This is a genomic window from Trichlorobacter ammonificans, from assembly GCF_933509905.1.
GTDB classification, from domain to species: domain Bacteria; phylum Desulfobacterota; class Desulfuromonadia; order Geobacterales; family Pseudopelobacteraceae; genus Trichlorobacter; species Trichlorobacter ammonificans.
This window is the reverse complement of the sequence record NZ_OW150024.1, coordinates 197,557-218,665: the sequence shown is the minus strand read 5'-3', so window position 1 is coordinate 218,665 and position 21,109 is coordinate 197,557. Positions and strand designations below refer to the sequence as shown.

18 protein-coding genes, 1 tRNA gene and 1 pseudogene are annotated in these 21,109 nt (G+C 59.5%); 1 reads left to right on the top strand and 19 read right to left on the bottom strand.

The window, feature by feature from the left end; genetic code table 11:
- Positions 1-12 precede the first annotated feature (12 nt).
- The 17 genes and pseudogenes from RAK07_RS00835 to serS all read right to left on the bottom strand — a co-directional run bounded on the left by RAK07_RS00835 (position 13) and on the right by serS (position 17,457).
- Positions 13-1,806, bottom strand: a complete 1,794-nt coding sequence (locus RAK07_RS00835) for a flagellar hook-length control protein FliK (RefSeq protein ID WP_305730966.1) — start codon at positions 1,804-1,806, stop codon at positions 13-15.
- Between the two features lie 83 nt (positions 1,807-1,889).
- Positions 1,890-2,390, bottom strand: a complete 501-nt coding sequence (locus tag RAK07_RS00830) for a hypothetical protein (RefSeq protein WP_305730965.1) — start codon at positions 2,388-2,390, stop codon at positions 1,890-1,892.
- Between the two features lie 47 nt (positions 2,391-2,437).
- Positions 2,438-2,881 carry a flagellar export protein FliJ gene (gene fliJ, locus RAK07_RS00825; RefSeq protein ID WP_305730964.1) on the bottom strand — a complete coding sequence of 148 codons (444 nt, stop codon included), beginning with the start codon at positions 2,879-2,881 and terminating at the stop codon, positions 2,438-2,440.
- Between the two features lie 30 nt (positions 2,882-2,911).
- On the bottom strand, positions 2,912-4,231 hold the full coding sequence (locus tag RAK07_RS00820; protein ID WP_305730963.1) for a FliI/YscN family ATPase: 1,320 nt from the start codon (positions 4,229-4,231) through the stop codon (positions 2,912-2,914).
- A 9-nt stretch (positions 4,232-4,240) separates the two neighbouring features.
- Positions 4,241-5,005, bottom strand: a complete 765-nt coding sequence (locus RAK07_RS00815) for a FliH/SctL family protein (protein ID WP_305730962.1) — start codon at positions 5,003-5,005, stop codon at positions 4,241-4,243.
- Positions 4,992-5,984, bottom strand: coding sequence for a flagellar motor switch protein FliG (gene fliG / locus RAK07_RS00810; protein WP_305730961.1), 993 nt, complete (start codon positions 5,982-5,984; stop codon positions 4,992-4,994). Before fliG ends, RAK07_RS00815 begins: the two co-directional genes overlap by 14 nt.
- A 49-nt stretch (positions 5,985-6,033) precedes the next feature.
- Positions 6,034-7,629: a flagellar basal-body MS-ring/collar protein FliF gene (gene fliF, locus RAK07_RS00805; protein ID WP_305730960.1), complete on the bottom strand. Its 1,596-nt coding sequence runs from the start codon at positions 7,627-7,629 to the stop codon at positions 6,034-6,036.
- Positions 7,630-7,698: 69 nt separating this feature from the next.
- Positions 7,699-7,969 (bottom strand): annotated as a pseudogene (gene fliE, locus RAK07_RS14105) (flagellar hook-basal body complex protein FliE).
- Between the two features lie 164 nt (positions 7,970-8,133).
- On the bottom strand, positions 8,134-8,571 hold the full coding sequence (gene flgC / locus RAK07_RS00795) for a flagellar basal body rod protein FlgC (RefSeq protein WP_305730959.1): 438 nt from the start codon (positions 8,569-8,571) through the stop codon (positions 8,134-8,136).
- A complete protein-coding gene (gene flgB / locus RAK07_RS00790) occupies positions 8,572-9,003 on the bottom strand; it encodes a flagellar basal body rod protein FlgB (protein WP_305730958.1) in 432 nt (143 codons plus the stop codon).
- A gap of 253 nt (positions 9,004-9,256) precedes the next feature.
- Entirely contained in the window at positions 9,257-11,383 is a 2,127-nt protein-coding gene (locus RAK07_RS00785) for a tetratricopeptide repeat protein (protein WP_305730957.1), read from the bottom strand.
- Complete coding sequence (locus RAK07_RS00780) at positions 11,380-12,468, bottom strand: response regulator (protein ID WP_305730956.1); 1,089 nt, start codon at positions 12,466-12,468, stop codon at positions 11,380-11,382. The genes RAK07_RS00785 and RAK07_RS00780 overlap by 4 nt, the downstream gene beginning before the upstream one ends.
- 75 nt (positions 12,469-12,543) lie before the next feature.
- Complete coding sequence (locus tag RAK07_RS00775) at positions 12,544-13,059, bottom strand: chemotaxis protein CheX (protein WP_305730955.1); 516 nt, start codon at positions 13,057-13,059, stop codon at positions 12,544-12,546.
- Complete coding sequence (locus RAK07_RS00770; protein ID WP_305730954.1) at positions 13,056-13,424, bottom strand: response regulator; 369 nt, start codon at positions 13,422-13,424, stop codon at positions 13,056-13,058. The genes RAK07_RS00775 and RAK07_RS00770 overlap by 4 nt, the downstream gene beginning before the upstream one ends.
- A gap of 1,219 nt (positions 13,425-14,643) precedes the next feature.
- Entirely contained in the window at positions 14,644-15,876 is a 1,233-nt protein-coding gene (locus RAK07_RS00765; protein ID WP_305730953.1) for a tyrosine-type recombinase/integrase, read from the bottom strand.
- A 184-nt stretch (positions 15,877-16,060) separates the two neighbouring features.
- Positions 16,061-16,148 (bottom strand) — tRNA-Ser (locus RAK07_RS00760).
- 34 nt (positions 16,149-16,182) lie between these two features.
- Positions 16,183-17,457, bottom strand: coding sequence for a serine--tRNA ligase (gene serS / locus RAK07_RS00755; protein ID WP_305730952.1), 1,275 nt, complete (start codon positions 17,455-17,457; stop codon positions 16,183-16,185).
- A gap of 554 nt (positions 17,458-18,011) precedes the next feature.
- On the opposite strand from serS, the gene RAK07_RS00750 reads away from it, so the two are divergent.
- Positions 18,012-18,980 carry a CapA family protein gene (locus tag RAK07_RS00750; RefSeq protein WP_305730951.1) on the top strand — a complete coding sequence of 323 codons (969 nt, stop codon included), beginning with the start codon at positions 18,012-18,014 and terminating at the stop codon, positions 18,978-18,980.
- Between the two features lie 153 nt (positions 18,981-19,133).
- Here the strand turns inward: RAK07_RS00750 and RAK07_RS00745 are convergent, their stop codons facing one another.
- Both RAK07_RS00745 and RAK07_RS00740 read right to left on the bottom strand, forming a co-directional pair.
- Positions 19,134-20,276 (bottom strand): exo-beta-N-acetylmuramidase NamZ family protein, encoded by a 1,143-nt coding sequence (locus tag RAK07_RS00745; protein WP_305730950.1) that lies wholly within the window; start codon positions 20,274-20,276, stop codon positions 19,134-19,136.
- A gap of 242 nt (positions 20,277-20,518) precedes the next feature.
- Positions 20,519-20,854 (bottom strand): hypothetical protein, encoded by a 336-nt coding sequence (locus tag RAK07_RS00740; protein WP_305730949.1) that lies wholly within the window; start codon positions 20,852-20,854, stop codon positions 20,519-20,521.
- Between the last annotated feature and the right edge of the window lie 255 nt (positions 20,855-21,109).

Here is a 21,109-nt window from a genome sequence, read left to right as displayed (position 1 = left end):
CTCCTTTCGTCATCACGCTCTGTAGGCAAAGGTTGATTCGTACTGCTGCTCGAAATACTGAAGCCCGTCCGGTACCTGATAGTCATCTGTGCCACCGGAAGCGCCGGCCGTTACGCCCCGGCCGCCACCCTGTCGTTCATACAGGGAGCCATAGAGCCCGCGCTGCTGCGGGGACTGCTGGTACTGCTGCTGGAACGCCCGTTCGCCGGATGTGGCAATGTCAAACTTTTCGACCGTGATGTTCTGGCGGGCCAAGCTTTCCTTGACAAGGTCGGCCTGTTGCACCAGCGCATCGCGGACCGTCCGGTTCTCGGCCACGATCTCGATGCGCAGGTTCTGCTGGTCCATCTGGAAATTCATTTGAATCTTGCCCAGGTTTTCAGGATTCAGGGTAAGTGAAATCCGCTCTTTCCCCTGCTTGAAGTCGTGGCTGCCCAGCCGCTCAGCCACCTGCCGGGTTACCTGTTCCGACAGTGCAGGACGGTTCGACTCGGCGGTCCGTTCGGCATGAGCCACGGTTTCACTGCGTGTCGCCGTTGTCGAAGAGAGTGCCGGATGTTGCATGCCGGTGCCGTCAGCCGGGGTTCTTCCCTGAAGTGGAGCTTCCACCGTAAGCTCCGTTACGGTTGCCGTAGCGGGCTCCGGCTGTTCAGATGGCGACTTCACGCCGGCAACTGCCAGAAGGTTGCCAACCGGTTCTTCCGCTATGGCTGGACGATTCTGGGCGCCTCCTTCCACCGGAGAGGCGACCGGCTTACCCAACCGTTCATAACTCCACCATTCTGCTGAAGCGTTTGCGTGCGGCCGGTTGAGCGGCGCTGCATCCTGAGGCGCAACCGCTGGTGCCTCTGGCCTGACGGTAACCTCGTGTGCAACAGCAGCCTGCGGCTGAACGGCACTAACCGCCGGTGCAGCCTGGGCCGAAACCACCGGGACCTCTGCCCTGACGGTAGCGTCATGTGCGGCAGCAGCCTGCGGCTGAACAGCACTAACCGCCGGTGCAGCCTGGGCCGCAACCACCGGGACCTCTGCCCTGACAGTAACGTCATGTGCGGCAGCAGCCTGCGGCTGAACGGCACTAACCGCCGGTGCAGCCTGGGCCGCAACCACCGGGACCTCTGCCCTGACGGTAGCGTCATGTGCGACAGCAGCCTGCGGCTGAACAGCCGTAGCCACCGGTGCAGCCTGGGCCGCAACCACCGGTCCATCTGTCCTGACGGTAGCGTCATGTACGACAGCAGCCTGCGGCTGAACAGCCGTAGCCACCGGTGCAGCCTGGGCCGCAACCACCGCTGCTTCCCTCCTGACGGTAGCGTCAGCACCGACAACGGCCCTGTTGCTCATGGTTGCTTCCGAAACCTCGATCTTCGGTGAGGCGAATGTCTCGACATGTTCAGCAGTTTCGTTGACCGATACCATAACCGGCACTGTTGATTGCACCGGTACGGCTTGCTGCTGCTGTAACTCCCCCACCGCTGTTTCCACCACAGTCTGCTGAACAGTCTGCTGCGGAGCCGCAACGGCAACCGCACCTGCTGTTGCTGCCACAATCTGCTGTAGCGCCGGATCAGGGGAAGGAGTGGCCGGAAGTTCGGCCCAGGATGCTGTACCATGCTCAGATGCTTCGGTGGATGATTCTGAAGCGGGATCGGAGAGAACGCCGTTACCATCCAGCAGGTCGCTGAGTACCTGACTGAACGGGTCCCCGGCCAGAGGAGCCGCGTTTGCAGCAGATGCAGCATTGGTTGAAGTATCTGCCGGAGCTGCGCCTGCAAGCGGCATCATGAAAATTTGCGCTGCATTCATTCTTTCACCTCCTTTCACCAATAAGATGTCGTGGCTGACAAAGAGCCCACATCTCACCTTATCGGCAGGAGGCGCGTTTCTTTTTACTGCTTTTCGCCCCGTCGCTGCAGGTTCTCGTTCACCCAGCGGATGGTACGCGGCTGACTGATATTGGGGACCAGCTTGGCTACCGTTTTCGTATCGAGGCGGTCAAGGATCAAACGTGCCTCGCCCTCTTCCATCTTGTCGAGCAGCTTGGCCGATTCAGCCGCCTTGAGGGTCTTGAACAGCTTCACCATTTTGGTGACCCGCTCTCCTTGAAGTTGCTTCTGGCGTTCTTCTTCGGCCTTCAGCAGCTCCTCGTACTTTTTCTTCGTCTCTTCAAGCGCCTTTAACTGGCTATCGATCTTTTCACCCAGCTTTTTCAGTTCTTCTTCCTTGGCGGCAAGTGCCGCCTCACGCTCAGCCAGCTGCTGCCGCCGCGTCTCCTGAATGGCCCGCTCTTCCCGCGCAGCACGGGTCGGGGGCACCGGATCTCCCGACACGGGCTGGCGCTGGTCGCTCCCCTGCGGGGCGGTCAGCGCAACCGTCGCCACAGCCCCCATGGCAACAACTCCTGCAAGTACGTACGCCCAACGTGGCTTCAACGGATTCACTCCTGTCCCTTTTTCTGCACTGCGATCTCGTCCAGAAGCAGCGCCTCCTTGTGGGCCTGCTCCTTACGGAACGCGGCATCCTGTTTCACCTTCAGCTGCTCCATCACCTTTTTTTCCGTGGTGGCAGCCTGCAACTGTTGACGTTGTACCTCCAGCATCTGATCAAGCTCCTCGATCCTGGCCTGCTGCACCTTCAGCTCCTGCCGCTTACGGGCAAAAAAATTGGCGTAGAGCTGCAGGTCCACCACTGAAGTCAGTTTTTCCTGGTTTGCGGCAAATTCGTCGGCAAGCCGTGCAGCGTTGCGCTGCTCCTGCTCCAGCAGATCGCAGGCATCATCCAGGTTGCGTTTTGCCGCCGCGAACTCAAGCTTACGCAGCCGCTCCAGTTCTTTCCGGTAGCTCAGCACCTGATGCAGTCCAAAGCGCTTGTGAGAGCTCATGGCATCACCCGCTACGTGCTACAGCACAGCTTATGACCCGAAAATCTGCTGGAGACCCGCAATCGAGTCCGCCAGGGTAACCGGGTCGGTTACAGCCTGGCGCTGGTACGAAATCATGGCGTCGATTTTGCGGATCGCTTCGTCGATACCCTGGTTGCTGCCGGCCTTGTAGGCGCCGATATTGATCAGATCCTCAGACTGCCGGTAGATTGCCAGGGTTTCCTTAAACTGGCCGGCAAGCTTCTGGTGCGCCGCATCGGTAACGTCCGTCATGACCCGGCTGGCGCTGGCCATGACGTCAATGGGCGGATAGATGTTACGGGCAGCCAGTTCCCGCGACAGGACAATATGCCCGTCCAGAATACTGCGCATGGCGTCGGATATCGGTTCGTTGAAATCGTCGCCTTCCACCAGCACCGTATACAGTCCGGTAATACTCCCTTCGGGGAAATTGCCGGTCCGTTCCAGCAGTTTGGGCAGGGCGGCAAATACCGATGGCGTGTACCCCTTGGTCGTGGGCGGTTCACCGATGGCCAGCCCGACTTCCCGCATGGCCATGGCAAAACGTGTCGCCGAATCCATCATCAACAACACTTTTTTGCCCGTGTCCTTGAAATATTCCGCAATGGCGGTTGCCAGGTAGGCGCCCCGCATCCGCACCAGCGGCGGCTGGTCCGATGTCGCCACCACTACCACCGACTTTTTCAGCCCCTGTTCCTGCAGGTCCTTTTCGACAAACTCACGCAGCTCGCGCCCCCGTTCGCCGATCAGGGCGATGACGTTGACATCCGCTTCGGTGTAGCGGGCGATCATGCCGAGCAGCGTCGACTTGCCGACCCCCGAACCGGCCATGATCCCGACCCGCTGCCCCTGGCCACAGGTCAGGAGCCCGTTGATGGAACGAATCCCCAAGTCAAGCGGTCGCCGGATGGGAGGCCGCTTCATCGGGTTCACCGGTACGGCGTAAATTGGATATTCCTCATCCAACTGCAGGGGGCCCTTCTCGTCGATCGGGTTGCCGAGTCCGTCAATTACACGGCCCAGCAGCATGGGGCCGACCCCCAGCGTGGCTTTTTCGCGCCGCACGGCGATCAGGCTGTCCAAGCCGACCCCCCGCAGCTCACCCAACGGCATCAGCAGCGTCTTGCCGTCCCGGAACCCCACCACCTCCGCCGGAATCGCCTCTCCGCCCTGGGGACGTATTTCACAGATGGCGCCGACCGAGGTATCCGGGCAATACCCTTCAATGACCAGTCCCACCACCTGGGTGACCTTGCCATGGAGGCGGATCGGATTGACGTTCTGCGCGACACGCAGATAGCGCCCCATATCCACACTGCGTTTCAGCATCCGAGCCGCTTACTCCTCGTCCGCAGCATGACTCTGCTGAGACTGTTCTTCCAGCAGACCGCGGTAGAACTCCGCAAGCTGCGCCTCCAGCCCGGCATCCACCGTACCCAGCCTGGTTTCCACCAGACAGCCGCCGCTGGTAACCGCCGGGTCGCCTTTCAACTCGAACGATACGGTACCCAGCTCACGGCGCAACAGCTCGGCATAACTACCCGTCAGCAGGGCATGATCATCCGGATTCACCCGGATGACCAGTTCATCCTGCTTGTTCAGTGTCCCGACGGCTGTCTGGATCAGCCTGACAACGGTCTCGCGGTCCTGCTGCACTTCCCGCCGAATGACGCTGCCGGCAATGGTCATGACCAGGGACAGCAGGTGGTCTTCCGAGTCGCGCAGCACCTTTTCACGCTGTAGCTGGAGATCCTCCACCGCAGTGCGCAGGGTCCGGAACACATGCTGCAGTCCTCGCTCGGCGAGATTCTTGCCATCCTGAAGCCCGCGCTGGTACGCCTCATCCTGCGTACGCTGGAACTCCTCGTCACTGACGAAGCGGCCCGGCGGTTCTTCCGGCGCATCCTGCGGTTCCACCTGCGGCGCCAAACCGCATTTCGGACCGACTTCCGACAGGTCGAAGATTCCCAGCGGCACGAATCCCCCCCCGGTGGGCTGCTGGGGCGGCGTCGCAACGGGTGCTCCCCTGACAATGGCATGAAAGCTGAAATCAGTGATTCCCTGGGGCGTGGCAGCTGATTTGATAATCCTAGACGAGGACATCTTCGCTTCCCCGGCCGCCCAGCACGATCTTGCCTTCCTCTTCCATCTTGCGGACGATCTTGATGATTTCGGACTGGGCCTTTTCGACGTCCGACAGACGCACCGGCCCCATCACCTCCAGGTCCTCCTTGATCATCTCCGCAGCTCGGCTGGAGATGTTCTTGAAAATCTTGTTTTTGACGTCATCCGTGGAGGTCTTCATGGCAAGGGTCAGGGTATCATTGGAGACCTCGCGCATGACCGACTGAATGGAGCGATCATCCAGGGAGAACACATCCTCGAAGGTGAAGAGATGTTTACGGATGACTTCAGCAAGCGGAGGACTGAGGACATCCAGCTTTTCCAGAATCTGTTTTTCCTTGCTGCGATCGAAGTGGTTGAACATGTCAACAACCTTCTCGACACCACCCACCTTGTACCGCTGCACGCCCCCCATGGATTTCAGCTCGCGCCGCATGACGTCATCGATTTCCTGAAGAATTTCCGGTGACACCTGCTCAACATCGGCAATGCGCAACACCACCTCCGCCTGTAACTCCTGGGGAAGCGCGGAAATGATCTCACTGGTCTGCTTTGATTTCAGCTTTGCAAGCACCACGGCGATGGTCTGGGGATGCTCTTGGGAAATAAAGTTGGCAATACTCTTTGAATCCATCGAGGAGAGAATATCGACCAGGTCGCCGTAGCTGGATGCCTGCAGTTCATCCATCAACATCTGGGCCTTGGCAGGACCCAGCGCCTTTTCCAGCACCTTGCGCACGAACTCGTCGCCCTGGGCAAAAATGCCTGACTCGGGAGAAATCACCTCGTTGAATTCATCGACCACCTGGGTGATGGTGGTACGGTTGACGTGGCCCAACTGCCCCATACTGCGCGAGATACGCTTGATCTCGTCGTCCTCCATATGCTCGAACACCTTGGCTGTTGCCTCGGTGCCAAGGTAAAGAAGCAGAATTGCCGCCTTTTCCGTACCGTTCATGGTGCCGCACCCTCAAACACAGCCAGTCGTATCCTTGTGTCCCGCGCCATCAGGATTCCTCCCGGATCCAGTTCTGCAAAATCTGGGCAACCTGATACGGATTGGCCTTGGCTTTTTCAATCAGGTCCTGCTGCTCGGCCATGTGCATGGCCAACTGTGCCCGCTCGCTTGCCGACATCTTCTCCTGCACCTCCGGGGTGATCGATTCAAGGATGTCGAGCCGCGGCGGGCGGGCAGCCCGCAGGGTATTCAACAACGGCTTGATAACCAGCAGCATCAGGGCAACGAATCCCAAGCCGATGACCAGATTTTTGGCCAGGGTCAGGAAGAACGGATTGGTCCACCATTGCGGGCTGACGGCAGTACCGGCGGCATCACCGGGGTCCTGGAACGGAATATTCTGGATGCTCAACTGATCACCGCGCTCCGGGTTGAAACCAATGGCCCCCTTGACCAGCGCTTCAATTTTTTGCAGCTCCTCGGGAGAGCGGGGGATGTACTTGGGAGCCGCGGCCTTGCCGTCCTTGGCAACCGGTGCCGCCTCGTACTTGCCGTCAACCAGGATCGCCACCGACACCTTGCCCAGCGCCCCCACCGGCTCGATAATACGGGCCGTGCTCCGGCTGACCTCGTAGTTCAGGGTTTCATCGTTTTTGCTGTTGTTGTTGTCGTTGGCAGCGCCACCTGCCTGGGTGTTGCGTCCCAGGTTGGTCTGGACTCCCGGCGTGGCGACCGCCCCGGAGCTCGATGAAGACTTTTCCTCCGTCCGCTGCTCACTCCGCACGGCAATGCTCTCGGGATCGAACTTCTCTTCAACCCGTTCGACCCGCTTGAAGTCAAAGGTTGCCGCAACCCTGGCCACTGACTTGCCGCCACCGACAACCGGGTCAAGCAAGGTCTGCAGCCGTTCCTCCAGATTGCGCTCGTAGGCGCGTTGCATCTCCTGCATGGCACTGGTTGCCTTTGCCGTGGCATCGGCCATGGCAGCACCGCCCTTGCTCAAGATCTTTCCCTTGCTGTCCAGCACCGTCACGTTCTCGGAGTTCATGCCCTCAATGGAGGCAGCAACGAGGTGCATGATTCCCTGGACCTCGTTCTCCTTCAGGCTTCGGCTCCCCTTCAGCTTGAGGACAATCGATGCCGTCGGCGGCTTCTCGGATTCCTTGAAGAGGGTTTTTTCCGGTATCACCAGATGCACGCGCGCCTGCTCGACGCCCGAAATCTGCGAAATCGTCCGGGCAAGCTCCCCTTGCAGCGCCCGCTGGTAGTTCAGCTTCTGCACAAACTCCGTCATGCCGAAATTTTTTCTGTCAAAGATCTCGAACCCAACACCGCCCCCCTGGGGAAGCCCCTCGGAAGCAAGGGAGAGCCGCAGCTCGTGCACACGGTCCGACGGCACCATAATCCCCTTGCCGTCAGGCATGATGGTGTAGGGTGTCTTGGCATCCTTCAATTTTTTGACTATTTCGCCGGCATCTTCACTGGTCAGGTTGGTGAACAGCGGACGGTAGTCCGTCCGGTTTGCCACCATGATCAATGCGCCAAACGCGACAATGCTGATTGCCACAACCGCAACAACCAGCAGACGCCTACCCGGCGACAGAGCCAGAAACGGCTCGGCTATTCTTTTCAGACCTTCCGGCATTGTATGGTCAGCCCCCTCGGGATTGCGTTACCATGTTCGGGAGCCAGGCGTGGGCCGCCTGACTCAACGTCAGACCTGCATGCGCATGACTTCCTGGTACGCCTCAAGCGCCTTGTTGCGCACCTGCGACATGAACTGGAAGGATATGCTGGCCTTCTCGACGGCGAGTGATGGTTTCGTGAAGATTGCGGTTTTCTCCGGTTGCAAGCTGCTGAATGGCCACATCGGACTGCTGCTGCATGTCATTGACCTTGTTCACCAACTCCTTGAAGAACTTTCCGGCGGTTTCAGCCACGGACGACGAAGCCTGCGGTGACGAAACGCCAAAGGCCTGCGTCATACCGGCGGCACCGGTTTCCGAGGCAAACCCGCTGGCGGGGTTCAGCTTGCCGCCAGAGCCGGAAGCGTTCGCAAGCGTGTCCGTAAACTGCGTTGCGGGGGAAGCAAACGATTGCAGTGAGCCGCCAATCCCACCAATCTGCGAAATATTCATAGACTAACTCCCTAACGCCCGATTTCCAGGGTTTTCAGCGCCATGCCCTTTGCCGCCTGCGCGGCCATCACGTTTGCCTCGTACACCCTGGTCGCAGTAATCATATCAACCATTTCCTCAACGACGTTCACGTTCGGCATGGCCACGTATCCGTCGGGAGTGGCGTCAGGATGCGACGGGTCATACTGCATGCGGGGGGCATTTTTGTCTTCAATGATGCCGCTGACCGTCACCTGCCGGATCTGGGTGGCCGTAACTCCCGCAAGCGTCTTACCGAATGTGTCCGTCGGCGGTGTTGCCAGAAAGATGGCATCTTTGCGCCTGTAGGGGCCTCCTTCCGCCGTACGCGTCGTATTGGCGTTGGCAAGGTTGCTCGATATCAGGTTCATGCGGGTTCGTTCGGCGGACAATGCCGACGAACTGGTACCCATGGCGGTAAAAAGATCCATTTATTTGCCCTCCCTCAGCGCCGACCGCAGTCCTTCGAACTTTTTCGTAAGCAACTGCGCCGATGCATTGAACAGCACCTGGTTCTGCATCATGCGGCTCATTTCATTTTCAAGCTCAACGGAATTGCCGTCTCGTCCGGGTGTTTTGGCAGGCACCTCAACAACATCTCCCCGCACCTGCTGAATCGAATCGCCGGTCCGTTTCAATGGGATATGCGCCGGATGGGTGGTCGAAGGGGTTCCGCCCCCACGCTTTGTCGATTTTTTGACAGCCTGCTGCAGCGACTCTTCGAACTGCAACGCCTTGGGCGTATAACCGGGGGTTTCGGCATTGGCGATATTACTGGCGGTCAGGTTGTGAGCACGCGTCCGCAGGTCAACGCTCTTACTCAGAACATCAATGGTTGTACTGAACAGGCCCTCAACTGGCATCTGGCATATCCTCCAGGCGGGACAAAGATAAGTAACTCGCCACCCTCAATGCAACACTGGCACTCACCGCACCGCCGATTCCGACAGCCGCAGCACCCCAGTTCTTGCACACGGCACGCGCAAGAAACGAAAATGCAAATATCGTGCCCCCAAAAACAAAACTGCAATATCAGCACGTTAAGACTGGGAGACCGGGGGTGCCCCTGGGGGGGCTACAGGGATCGTCGGAAATTTGACTGTCAGAAGTTTTGACTTATGGTTTTTTTGACTGAGGCTCGGACGGGAACCGCCTGTCCAGGAGAGCCTGGCGAGCCAGGCGACGCCAGTCAGAGTCCGTCCCGGATCTGACGATCTGCTCAAAAAACTCGCGGGCCTGCTGCACCCGGTTGTCCTGAAGCGCCACTTCGCCCAGTTTGTACAGGAACTGGTCTCTGCGCTCCGGCGCGACCTTGTTCATTCCTTCCTGCAGCAGGCTGGCTGCCTTCGACAAGCGGCCCTGCGCCTGCTCGGACAGCGCCGCAATATAGTAGGCGTCACCCACCAGCGGCGGCTGTTCCTTTTCGGCCCTGACCGCCGCCGCATAGGTCTCCATGGCAAGGGCTGCCTGAGCGTACTGCTTGCTCTCCCACAGCGCCCTTCCCAGATAGTAGTAGCTTATCGGGCGCGCCGCCTTGGTGTCCTTGGCCAGCAACCAGGCAAGCTGCGCCCGCACACCTGTCAAATCTTTGGCTCTGTACAGCAAGGCTCCAAGCTTTTCCCGCGCTTCCTGCACTTTGGGATGATCGGGGTTGCGCCGCAGGAAGCTCTCCAGGGTCTTCCGAGCCATCCGGTCGTCACCAAGCAACTCGGCCTGATCCGCAATCTCCAGCGTAAGGTAGGCCTGACTGTCGCGTCCCACCCAGGGACGCTGCAGAATATTGACATAGAGCGCGATCAAGTCCAAGGGACGGCCAATCTTTGCAAACGCCTCGGTAACGGCAGGGAAAAAGCCCGGGTATCCCGAGGCCAGCGCAAGGAACTCCTGATTATCGCTGGCCAGACTTATCAGCCCCGGAGGATCGTTGTCCCATTTTTTGGCACGATAGCTCAGCAACACCAGATCTTCGCGCATATCCTTGGTAATCGGGAGAAAAACTCCTTTGGGAAAACGCTTCTGGTAGCGCTTGACCAACTCCAGGGCGGAGTCGGGAGGACCGTTTACCGCTTCGAGTAACGCATGCTTGAAAGCGGCTTCTTCACGCAGATCGTAGTCGGCCGCCGTCTCGGCAAGCGTGCGGTACACGGCTGCAAGTGTGCGATAGTTATCAGGCGTCGAGTGAAGCAGCTCCCGGTCGGCCAGCTTGATCCGGGCAATCTGGGGAGCCTTCCCCTCGCGGAACTCGGTAGCCACGGTGCGGTAGATCGCCCAAGCCTCCGCATCATGGCCCTGGCGCGCCAGTACGTCGGCCATGCGTACCAGCAGCACCGGCGCATACTTCTTGTCGGCATGGGTGGCGATAAGCCGGGCAAGCAACTGCCGTCCCCCGGGAAGGTCACCGTTTCTGGCGATGCTGTCGCCGTAATAGAACATAGCCGCCGGATTCAGGGAGAAAAAGGCATCCCACAACTGGACCGCCTCACGGAATGTGGCAAGGGACTGGGCGTATTTCTGGAGTCGGTACTGGGCTTCCGCCAATCGGTACAGCGCCAGCGGCCTGACCGGCCCTTGACGCGCGGCAAACTGCTGGAAAACCTCTTCAGCAGCAGTCAACTGCCCCTTGTAGAGGGCACTCTCCGCCGTCAGGAAGACATTCTGGTCCTCAGCCCCCAACAGCGTGCTGAGCACTTGCCGGTCAGTGGGCACAAACGGAATCTCTGGTTTGAGCGGGGGATCAAAGTCCTTGAGCAGCTTTTCTGCCCCGCTGCGGATACGCTCTCGTCCCGGTAGCACCGGCGGAAGATTTTGCTCACCGAGCTTCGGGCCGATATCGATGGACAATGCGGCAACCCCGCTGGCATGGACCACACGCCAGCCGACCCGTTGGGGAGCCACTGCAAAGGTCAGCAGCATGTCACCAGCGGAGCGACGGAAGACCAAACCACCGATGTTACTGTCGGAATAGCGTCGCTTGGCCTTAAACAGCGGCCCGTCGGTATTGCTGAATCTGATCCTCACACGGTCGCCGGGGAGAGCGGTTACGGTATAGCGGGGCTCCGCCTCACAGGACAGCGTAATTCTGGTCAACTGCTTGATGTTCTTGATTTCAACGCGCAGAATGCGGTTAGCGGAGACATCCGGAGCCGCGGATACGATGCCGGGAAAAAGGAGGGCGACCACCAGCGCAAGACAACCTATCGGTACCATGGTCTTCAGCATCGCGCGGGACCAGGTGGCGTTCATACCGCCATAATCCGGCAAAGCCGCCGCACTTTGCTGACGAGATCGTCGTAGTCACAGGGCTTGATGATGATTTCCCGTGCACCGTACTTGAGCGCCTTGAGCACGGCGGTACGGGTCCAACGCTCGGCGGACATGATGATCGGCACCGGCTGTTCCTGACGCAGGGCGTTGATCTTGATACAGACCGCAAGCTCCCGGTCGTCGGCATCCCGTGAACCGATCACCACCAACCGGACGTTACCCTGGGACAGGATATCCTTGATATCGGCGTTCAGGGTGCTCTCCACGATCTTGAAGCCGGTGAACTTGAGTGACTCCGCCATTTGGTGCCGGTCAACGTCGTCGTCCTCAAAAATGACGACCATATCCTCGCCGGTGCTCCCGGCCACTGCCGCCTGGACGGTTCCCACGGCGCCATCGGCTACTGGTGCCGCGGCCGCGGCGACGGCAGGCTCGGCCGCCTCCTCGCTCTCCTCCACCGGCGGTTCCGCTTCAGGTTTCGCTTCGGCGGGCGGATCGTACAGCTTGCCCAGGTCCAGCGGGATCAGCACATCCAAGTGGTGCATCTCCTGACCTTCCATTTCGAGCTTCGAACGGAACATCAGGTAATCGCCGTCAGGCAGCGGCTCTTCGCTGGAAAGCGGGTCAATCTCCGGCACGTACTTTTTTGAGCCCTGCAGTTTCAGGTGGGCCTTGCCGGAAAGACTGCCCTGGAAGGTCGTGTTGAGCGCCCCGTTCACCATGTTGCCGATTTCACCAAAGGCATCGATATCGTCGGCCTCGATGATGGAAAGGCGTTGTTTTTCTTTGATTCGAGCCGCCGGAATTCCCAACAGCAGCGAACTCATCAGGATGGCGTCACGCAGATTGAACAGCAGATAGAGGCGCCCGGGGTATTCTTCGCGGGATTCCACCTCCAGCACGAAGACGCCGTCGTCAAGATCGCCGAAATAGGCACTTTTGCTGAAGGTGAGCGAGTCCGTCAACGTCACGGAAAGACTCTGCCCCAGCAGCATACCGGCTTCTTCGCCGGCCTGTACTAGGGCATTCTGCAGCATTTCGTGAAGCTTGTCGTATCCTTCCATTGGGGCTCGCGGGAGAGAAGTAGATTGTGCGGCACGGGACGGACCACCCCGCCCCGTGCTTTATGTTTCGGAGGCCTAGTCTTCCTTCTTGAGGGTCAGCCCCACAAGGAAGCGTTCATTTTCGACGGTAAACGGGATGACTACGCAATCGATATCCGACAGGGAGTTGACCGTATAGTCCTCACCGGCAATCACGGTGGGGATGGAAAGCTTGACGTCGAGACCGCCTTTGGAGAGGATCATCTTGACGCTGCCACCCAGCATGTTGGCGATCTCGCCGATGGCGTCGTTCAGGTCCTCCCCCCCTTCCTCAACCTCGGCCTCCTCCATGCCCAGCATGGCCGCCGTCACCTTTTTAGCCAGCACGACCGGGCAATGAATGGAAATAACCCCCGAGTAGGTGCCGGCAAAACCGACCATGCCGGTAATGCTGCACTTGAAATGGGTGATCGGCTCCTTGAGGGGAAAATCGTCGGCAAGGTCCATCATCACCATGGTGGAGAACACCTCACGCGTGGCATTGATGACGTACTCCGCCAACTGTTGCTCGCTGAATCGCATGGACTCAGCAATATCGGTGTTCAGGCTCATAACAGCCCCCCCAGCTTTTCATTGAGTTGCTCGGGGGTAAAGGGCTTTTTGATGGAATCCTTTGCGCCGCTTGCCAGCGCTTCGGCAATGATATCCTCGCCGCCTTCGGTGGTGATCATCACGATTGGCATGCTGAAACCGGCTGCCCTGGCAGACTTGACGAACTCAAGGCCATCCATGTTGGGCATATTGATGTCCGACAGGATCAGGTCGACCTTCTTCCCCGATGTCTGCAAGGCATTCAGTCCCTCAATCCCGTCCCCGGCCTCCAAAATGTCGTCAACCGGCAGGCCGGCTTGACGCAGGGAGCGGGAAATGATCTTGCGCATGGTGGATGAGTCGTCAACGATCAGGATGTTTGCCATAGCTTTGTTCCTCCGTCGCCTTGAAGTGGCTTTATACAGTGAATTGAACTGCTTGATCGAGAGTTGTGGTGCAGTCTGCTTGTTTACCACAAGCCGGCACATTTGTCATACCTGAATTTACCTGCTCGCGCAACCGTGTTCTCGTGCCTGATTCCAGGCACTCCGGCACGCGCCACACCGTTTTCCGTCGGGAGCAATCAACGACAAAGGCACCCGGCCAATGGGAGAGTGTCCATCGAATAACTGAGTATTTGTTATGATAATCGGCAGCTTGCAAAATAGTGCCCTACCGGATACCGCAAAACATACCGCCAAAGTTCACCGTTTGCCGTTTCCAACGGTGCTCGGGGAACCGCGAATGGCAGCCCCCTTGCTCCTTGATCACGGGAAATTGCCTTGGATCAGGGCCGCTCTGCTGGGTATCAGCTATCGCACGTATGAGAATTATCCCCTTCTTCTTATACCCCAGGATTTGCCACAGCCTGACCAGACCGGTTTCCGGGAGCACCTTATTTTTTTGATGATTGCTTACCTGCTTCCTCAGAATGGTAGATTGTCATGGTTCCCACCCTGCCCTTCCCCAGACTCTCTACCACTCTCTACCACTCTCAAATCCAGCTGAACTTATTTATGTTTTACAGATAGAGAGTTGGGGGAGAGTTGCAACTCTCTACATTCAAGGGAGTCGATACCGCAGGTCAAAGGCTGAAAATAGGTAATGTGTGGGGTTGTAGCATGGCGTGTTACAGGTACCGCCATGCTGGAAGAGATTTAGCCGATAAGTGGTTAATTTTAAATAGTGGTTGTATTTGGTGCCCCCGTGTTACTGGACGGGGGCTGATGAAGCTGTGACGACGCCTGACGGCGAACGGCTGTTGAGGTGCTGCCGGAGGGGTGTGGTTGCTATGAGGTGCGAATAGCCATGCCGAAGCAACGGACCATGACGGCGCGGCAGCTTGGTACTGATCTGCACCAGCGGTTGTCAAAGTCAAAGGCGCAACGGTCGCGTTGCTCCCTCTGTGCCGGGGGACGATCGTCCCGGCACACTGCCTTATGCCGGAGCTGGCCGGCGTCCGTCTGGGGTTGCCAGCCGAGCTGGCAACCCCAGACGGACCGCCGGGATCGCCAGGGATGTGTTGAGATACTTCCTGAAGAATTCCATACCCATAACACGCTGATTTTACTCATGACCACCGAATCACGTTTCTCTGCTTTTTAACTATGCCGTCCGCTTCAATGGAATCACCTTTGCGCCTGCCTTCAGCCCGTCCAGGTAGTCCGCCCACTGCTGCATCATCCGCCGCCGGTCATCGAGAAACGAAGTCCGGTTGTAGGCGCGCCCGTTGGCATCCTTCACGGCGTGGGCAAGCTGATGTTCTATCCATTCCACCCGGAAACCCAAGACTTCATCCAGGATGGTCCGCGCCGTTGCCCGGAAACCGTGGCCGGTCACGGTGTCGCCGTCGTATCCCATGTACCGCATGGCGGCGTTGATCGAGTTATTACTCATCGGCCGGGAGCTGGTACGGCCAGGGAATACATACTGCCCGGTGCCGGTCAGGGGATGCAGCTCCCGCAGTATCGCCACGGCCTGCTTTGCCAATGGCACAAGGTGCGGTTGCCGGGTCTTCATTTTGGTGGCCGGGATAGACCACAGCGCCGCGTCAAGGTCGATCTCCCGCCATTCCATATTCCGTAGCTCACCGGGCCGGACAAAGAGCATCGGGGCCAGCTTCAAGGCCGCTTTGACAACGGCGGTGCCGTGGTACTCATCTATTGCCCGCAGCAGGGGGGCAAGCTCTTTCGGGTTCGTGACGGCGGCAAAGTGTCCCTTCTCCCGCTTCTGGAACAGTTCGGACGGCTTCAGGGTTGAAGACGGGTCGTGCTCGATCACGCCGTGGGCAATAGCGTACCGAAATACCTGCCCGCAGATGATCTTGATACGGGCCGCAGATTCTACCGCGCCCCGGTTGCCCACCTTCAGGAGCATGGCGCGAACATCCGCCGCCGTGATCTCTGCAATCGGCTTTTCCCCAAAGCAGGGGAACACATCATGGGTCAGTCGGTTCATGGTGGTGACGGCATGCCCCTGTGACCATACCAGCTCGTTCTTGGCGTACCATTCGCGGGCCACAATTTCAAAGGTGGTGGCCTGTTGCTCTTCAGTAGCCTTCTGTGCCTTTTTCACGTCCGCCGGGTCTTGACCATTGGCAAGCAGCTTGCGGGCATCGTCGCGGCGCTTCCGGGCATCGGCCAGGGAGACCGCCGGATATTGTCCCAGGGCCATTGTTTTACGCTTATCCTGGAAACGGTAGTCATACCGCCATAGCTTGCCGCCGGATACCGTCACCAGCAGATACATACCGTCACCGTCCGCCAGCTTGTACGCCTTTGCTTTCGGCTTTGCCTTGCTTACCTGTAGTTCAGCGAGTGGCGCAATTTTCCTGGGCATGGCTGTTGTCCTCCGGTTTTGACGGTATCCACCTTGGCGGCATGGTGCGAATACCGCCACAAATACCGTCAAGGCAACCAGACTCAAGCATACTAACATGGATTACGCCGGACAAGAGAAAAAAGAAAAAGCCCCGTATTTCAGGGGCTTTGTATACTACACCGGACTATGCCGGACTATTATATGGCGGAGAGAGTGAGATTCGAACTCACGGAGGCTTGCACCTCGCCGGTTTTCAAGACCGGTGCCTTAAACCGCTCGGCCATCTCTCCGCATCATCGGAGCAGGTCTTGCTGCTCCGCTATGTCAGGGGCTGCAGATTCTTTCCAGCCCGCCCATGTAGGGTCGAAGGGCTTGCGGGATCACCACCGAACCGTCGGCCTGCTGAAAGTTCTCCAGAATGGCGACAACGGTGCGCCCCACGGCAAGCCCGGAACCGTTCAGGGTGTGCACGAACTCCGGCTTGCTCCTGTCGTCCTCCCGGAAGCGGATGCCGGCGCGGCGCGCCTGAAAATCGCCGAAACTGCTACAGGAGGAAATTTCACGATATCCCCCCTGCCCTGGCAGCCAGACCTCCAGGTCGTAGGTTCTGCAGGCCGAGAAGCCGATGTCGCCGCTGCAGAGTGCCACGACCCGATAGGGAAGTTCAAGTAGTTGTAGCACCTTTTCGGCATGGGCGGTCAGCTTTTCAAGCTCGGCGTCAGAACAGTCGGGATGAGTAAACCTGACCAACTCGACTTTGTTGAACTGATGCTGACGAATCAGTCCGCGGGTGTCCTTGCCATAGGAGCCCGCTTCACGCCTGAAACAGGGGGTATGGGCCGTGTAGCTGATCGGCAGGTCACTTTTCCGCAGAATCTCGTCCCGGTGGATATTGGTCACCGGCACTTCGGCGGTGGGAATCAAGAAATAGTCGGGATCGACGATCCTGAACAGGTCCTCCTCGAACTTGGGCAACTGACCGGTCCCGGTCATGGTGGCCCGGTTGACCATGAAGGGTGGGATCACCTCGGTATATCCGTGTTCACCGGTATGCAGGTCCAGCATGAAGTTGATCAGTGCCCGCTCGAGACGGGCACCGGCGCTCTTGTAAAGGGCAAAACGGGCACCGGTAAGTTTGGCCGCCCGCTCAAAGTCGAGAATCCCCAGCTGTTCGCCGATCTCCCAGTGCGACTTGGGCTCGAAGGGAAACACCGGCGGCGTTCCCCAGGTACGCACCACGACGTTATCCTCTTCCGAACGGCCCAGCGGTGTTGCGGGGTGGGGCAGGTTGGGCACCATCATCAAGAGTGCGGAAAGCTCTTCCTCAACGGCCTTCAGGTCGTCATCCAGCCCCTTGATCCGCTGGCTGACCTCCTTCATCTCGGCGATCTTGTCCTTGACCTGACTTTTGTCCTTTACCCGCGCAATCTCCTCGGAGGCACTGTTTTTCAGGGCTTTCAGCGTTTCACTCTCAGTCAGAAGTGCCCGACGGCGCCCGTCCAGCGCCTTGAAGCCGGCCAGGGACAGTTCACCGCCACGGGTGGCAAGACGCTGCTCCACCTCGTCCAGGTGGTCACGAATGAATTTCATGTCAAGCATGGGAAAACCTGCCGAAAGTTATCGAGTTAAAAGTTAGTAACTACCACCCTTGCCGCACAGCGTCAACGATTGATTTACTGCTGGCGGGCGCGACAGGTACTGCGGCGCTGTCCGGCACTCGGGCCGGAGACCTTCTGCGGCTGCAGCGGCACGCAAAACCTGAGCAGCCAAAACCCTACGGTCGGCCAAGCGGCGTACAGCGCCGTCGACATGACTACGACTACACCATTCGGTGCCACCGCCCGTGACCGAACCGTTCCTTGACAAACGGCACATGCTTACTATAGCGTACCGGCTCCACCGACACGCCGGAGTTCGCACAGACCGTCCCCATACCCCACTGACTCCCGCCCTTGTCACCGAGGACGGGAGTTTTTTATGGCTCTCCCCGTGTCTCCCTTTATCCGCCGAACCACCGAGGTCCAGCAATGACCAGGCTGCATAATCGGAACAACATACCTGCCGAAGGAGCAGCGTCCCAACGGCACTGCCCTGTCCCACGGTACAGTGGCCGGGCTGTCCTGTTCCTGTGGGTAGTGCTGCTTTTTCCGGTGTTGCCCCAAGCCGTCCGGGCCGAGGTGATCATCCAGGCAGTGGGAGATATCATGCTGGGAGGGCGCTGGGAGCGGGCCGTGGCTGCTGACGGCTATTTCCACCCGTTCGAGAAGATCACCGGGGAGTTGCGGGCAGGGGATCTTACGCTGGCCAACCTGGAGATGCCGCTTACCCGACGGGGAAACGAGTTCACCGGAAAGAAGTTCCGCTTCCGCGCCCGGCCGGAGGCGGCGTTCGCCCTGAAGAAAGCCGGCATCAACGTGGTTACCCTGGCCAATAACCATATCATGGATTACGGCGTCGCCGGCTTGGCCGATACCCTGGCAGCCCTGCAGCGGGCCGGTATCGACCATGTCGGGGCCGGCGGCGACCTGGCAACGGCATGCATGCCGCTGATCACGGAGATACGGGGCACCAGGGTGGCAATCCTGGGCTACTCCCTGACCCTGCCCCAGGAGTTCTGGGCCGGCAGAAATCGTCTCGGTACCGCACCGCTGCTGGAGAGGGCGACAAAAGCGCATATCGGCGCCGCCCGCAGGCTGGCCGATATCGTCATCGTTACCGTGCACTGGGGGGAGGAAGGGAGCAGCCGATTGCGCCCATACCAGCCCCGGCTGGCCCGGATGATGATCGATGCCGGCGCCGATGCCGTGATCGGCCACCACCCCCATATCCTGCAGGGGGTGGAGCGGTACAAGCGGGGGATCATCTTCTACAGCCTGGGAAACTTCGCCTTTGCCCACAAGAGCAAAATCGCCGACCGCACGCTGCTGGTGCGGCTACGTTTTAACGGTGATCAGCGGAGCGCCGAGCTGGTGCCGGTGAACATCCGGCATGCTGATGTCGGGTTTCAACCGACCGTGCTGGAGGGAACATTGGCTGAGGAGTTGCTGGATCGGCTGCGCCGGCTGCCGCCCGCCAACCTTGCTATCCGCAAGAACGGGGAACGCTGGACGATTGACTTTTAAGTCGCGACCCCAACAGGTTGTTGAAATACCCAGGCTGTTCAAAAACAGTCAGATCGTCGCACCCGGAGAAAGCCCCGCGGAGGCGTAGCAGCGCTATGCCGCACAAGGTAGGTTTCGAGGACGGCGGCGAGATGGCTGTTTTTCCACAACCCGCTAATACAGTAAAAACCGCTCCCGCCGTTTCCTGAACTCCTCGATCCCCTCCCCCCAACGGGCCGCCACCTGTTCCGGCGGCATACCCTCAGCCGTCAGCAACCGCCAGACCTCCCGATCCCCCACCATGCCGTGAAAACCCTCGGCAACCTTGAACTGGTCGGGATGGGCCCGGTAGATCGCCTGCACCAGATACAACGCTGCCACCGATAGATTCGCAGCCTCCGGCTCGCTAATCGCCACGCCGATCCCATTGCAGCGTTTGTTCCGGTGAGGGTGCCCCGGGGCCGTGGGGGTGAAGCTGGTGGCGCTGAAGCGTATTCCCGGCAGCACCGGCAGGTTGCGCAGCACCGCCGCCGGATCGAGCCAGGGGGCGCCGTACTGGTGGAAAGGCCGGTCCGTCCCCCGCCCCACCGCCAGGGTGGTGGCCTCCAGGGGACCGAAGGCGGGGTAGAGCAGGGCAGCCACCGGGTCCTTCATGTTGGGGGATGGATTGATCCAGGCGAGGCCGGTATCCTGCCACGTCATGCTCCGCTGCCAGCCCGCCATCGGCACGATACGCAGGTCGGCGTTAATGCCGGCCTCGGCATTGATCATCCGGGCCAGCTCGGCAACCGTCATGCCGTGACGGGTGGGAATGGGGTGGGTAACGGCGAGCGAGCGGCAGCCGGTGCGGTCGGCGGCAATGCGGCGGGCAACGGCGGCGGCATCGGGCACGGCCCCCTTCACCACGACGCCCCCCAGCGGGTTGGGACGGTCCGGCACCACCAGGGGGATGTTCCGCTCTTTTGCGGCCCGCAGGGCGTGGTGCAGGGTGCCGATGTAGGTGTAGAAGCGGGCGCCGATATCCTGGATGTCGAAGACCAGCAGATCGATGCCGGCCAGCATGGCCGGGGTGGGGCGACAGCTTGCTCCATACAGGGAATGGATCGGGAGGCCGGTACGCTGGTCGGTGGTAGAGGCAAGCTTCACATCGGCATCGCCGCGGATGCCGTGTTCCGGGGAAAAGAGGGCAACCAGCCGGAGGCCGGGGGCAGTGGCCAGCAAATCGATGGTGCTGGTGCCGTCGCGACTGCGACCGGTCTGGTTGGTGATCAGTCCCACCGCCTTGCCCTGCAGCAGGCCGAAGCCGCTGCGTGCCAACAGATCGGTGCCGGGGATGACCTCGGCAAGGACGTCACCGGCAGCGAGGAGCAGACAAAGCGCAATAACCGGAAGCAGGTGAAGAGCGCACGGGAAATGGTCAGCTGCCGACCGCAGTCGACTGCCGCATCGCGCTGAAGGACGATCGGCAGAACCGTCGATGACGGAGATAATTCGGGGCGGGCACCGTTCAGTCGTTGCCCGCCCGTCGAAGAGGGGGACTGGTGGAAACAACGGGGTGATCAGTCTTCGTCGATATTGAGGCCCCATTTGTCCATGAAGTGGCAGTGGTGGAGCTTGTTCTGCACGTTCACCGCGCCGATGATCTCATCGTACTCCTCCTGGGAGAAACCGACCTTGGGCCGGACCCCCATCCAGGCGTACAACTGCGGCGTCGGCGTGTCAAAGGGCCGGGGCAGGGGCGGGCCGGGCTTGTGAATCCCGCCGATAAAAAGGGCCGCTTCGTACTGGCGGGGACGCTTGACGAGAAACACCTCGATGAGCATGCCGTTCGAGAGGGTCTTCTCCACAAGGGGACTGATAACTTCCATATCGCTCGGTACGTCTTCTAGTTGCATATTGCATCCTCCTGGTACGAATAGTGTGCATCTCCATAGCCTGCAGACAAACCACCGGTCAAAGGGAGGCCCCGCCCACGGCAGGGCATTATTGTACACCAAAATACGATGATTACGCCACCACAATCTACGGCGGACAACGGAGACCGCCATGGTCATGCAGCGTGCTCTGTAATACACTGCTTTACCCCTATACGCAAGCACCTACGCCGGCCAGCGGACGAGGCGGGCACCTGCGGAACAGCCGACACCCTT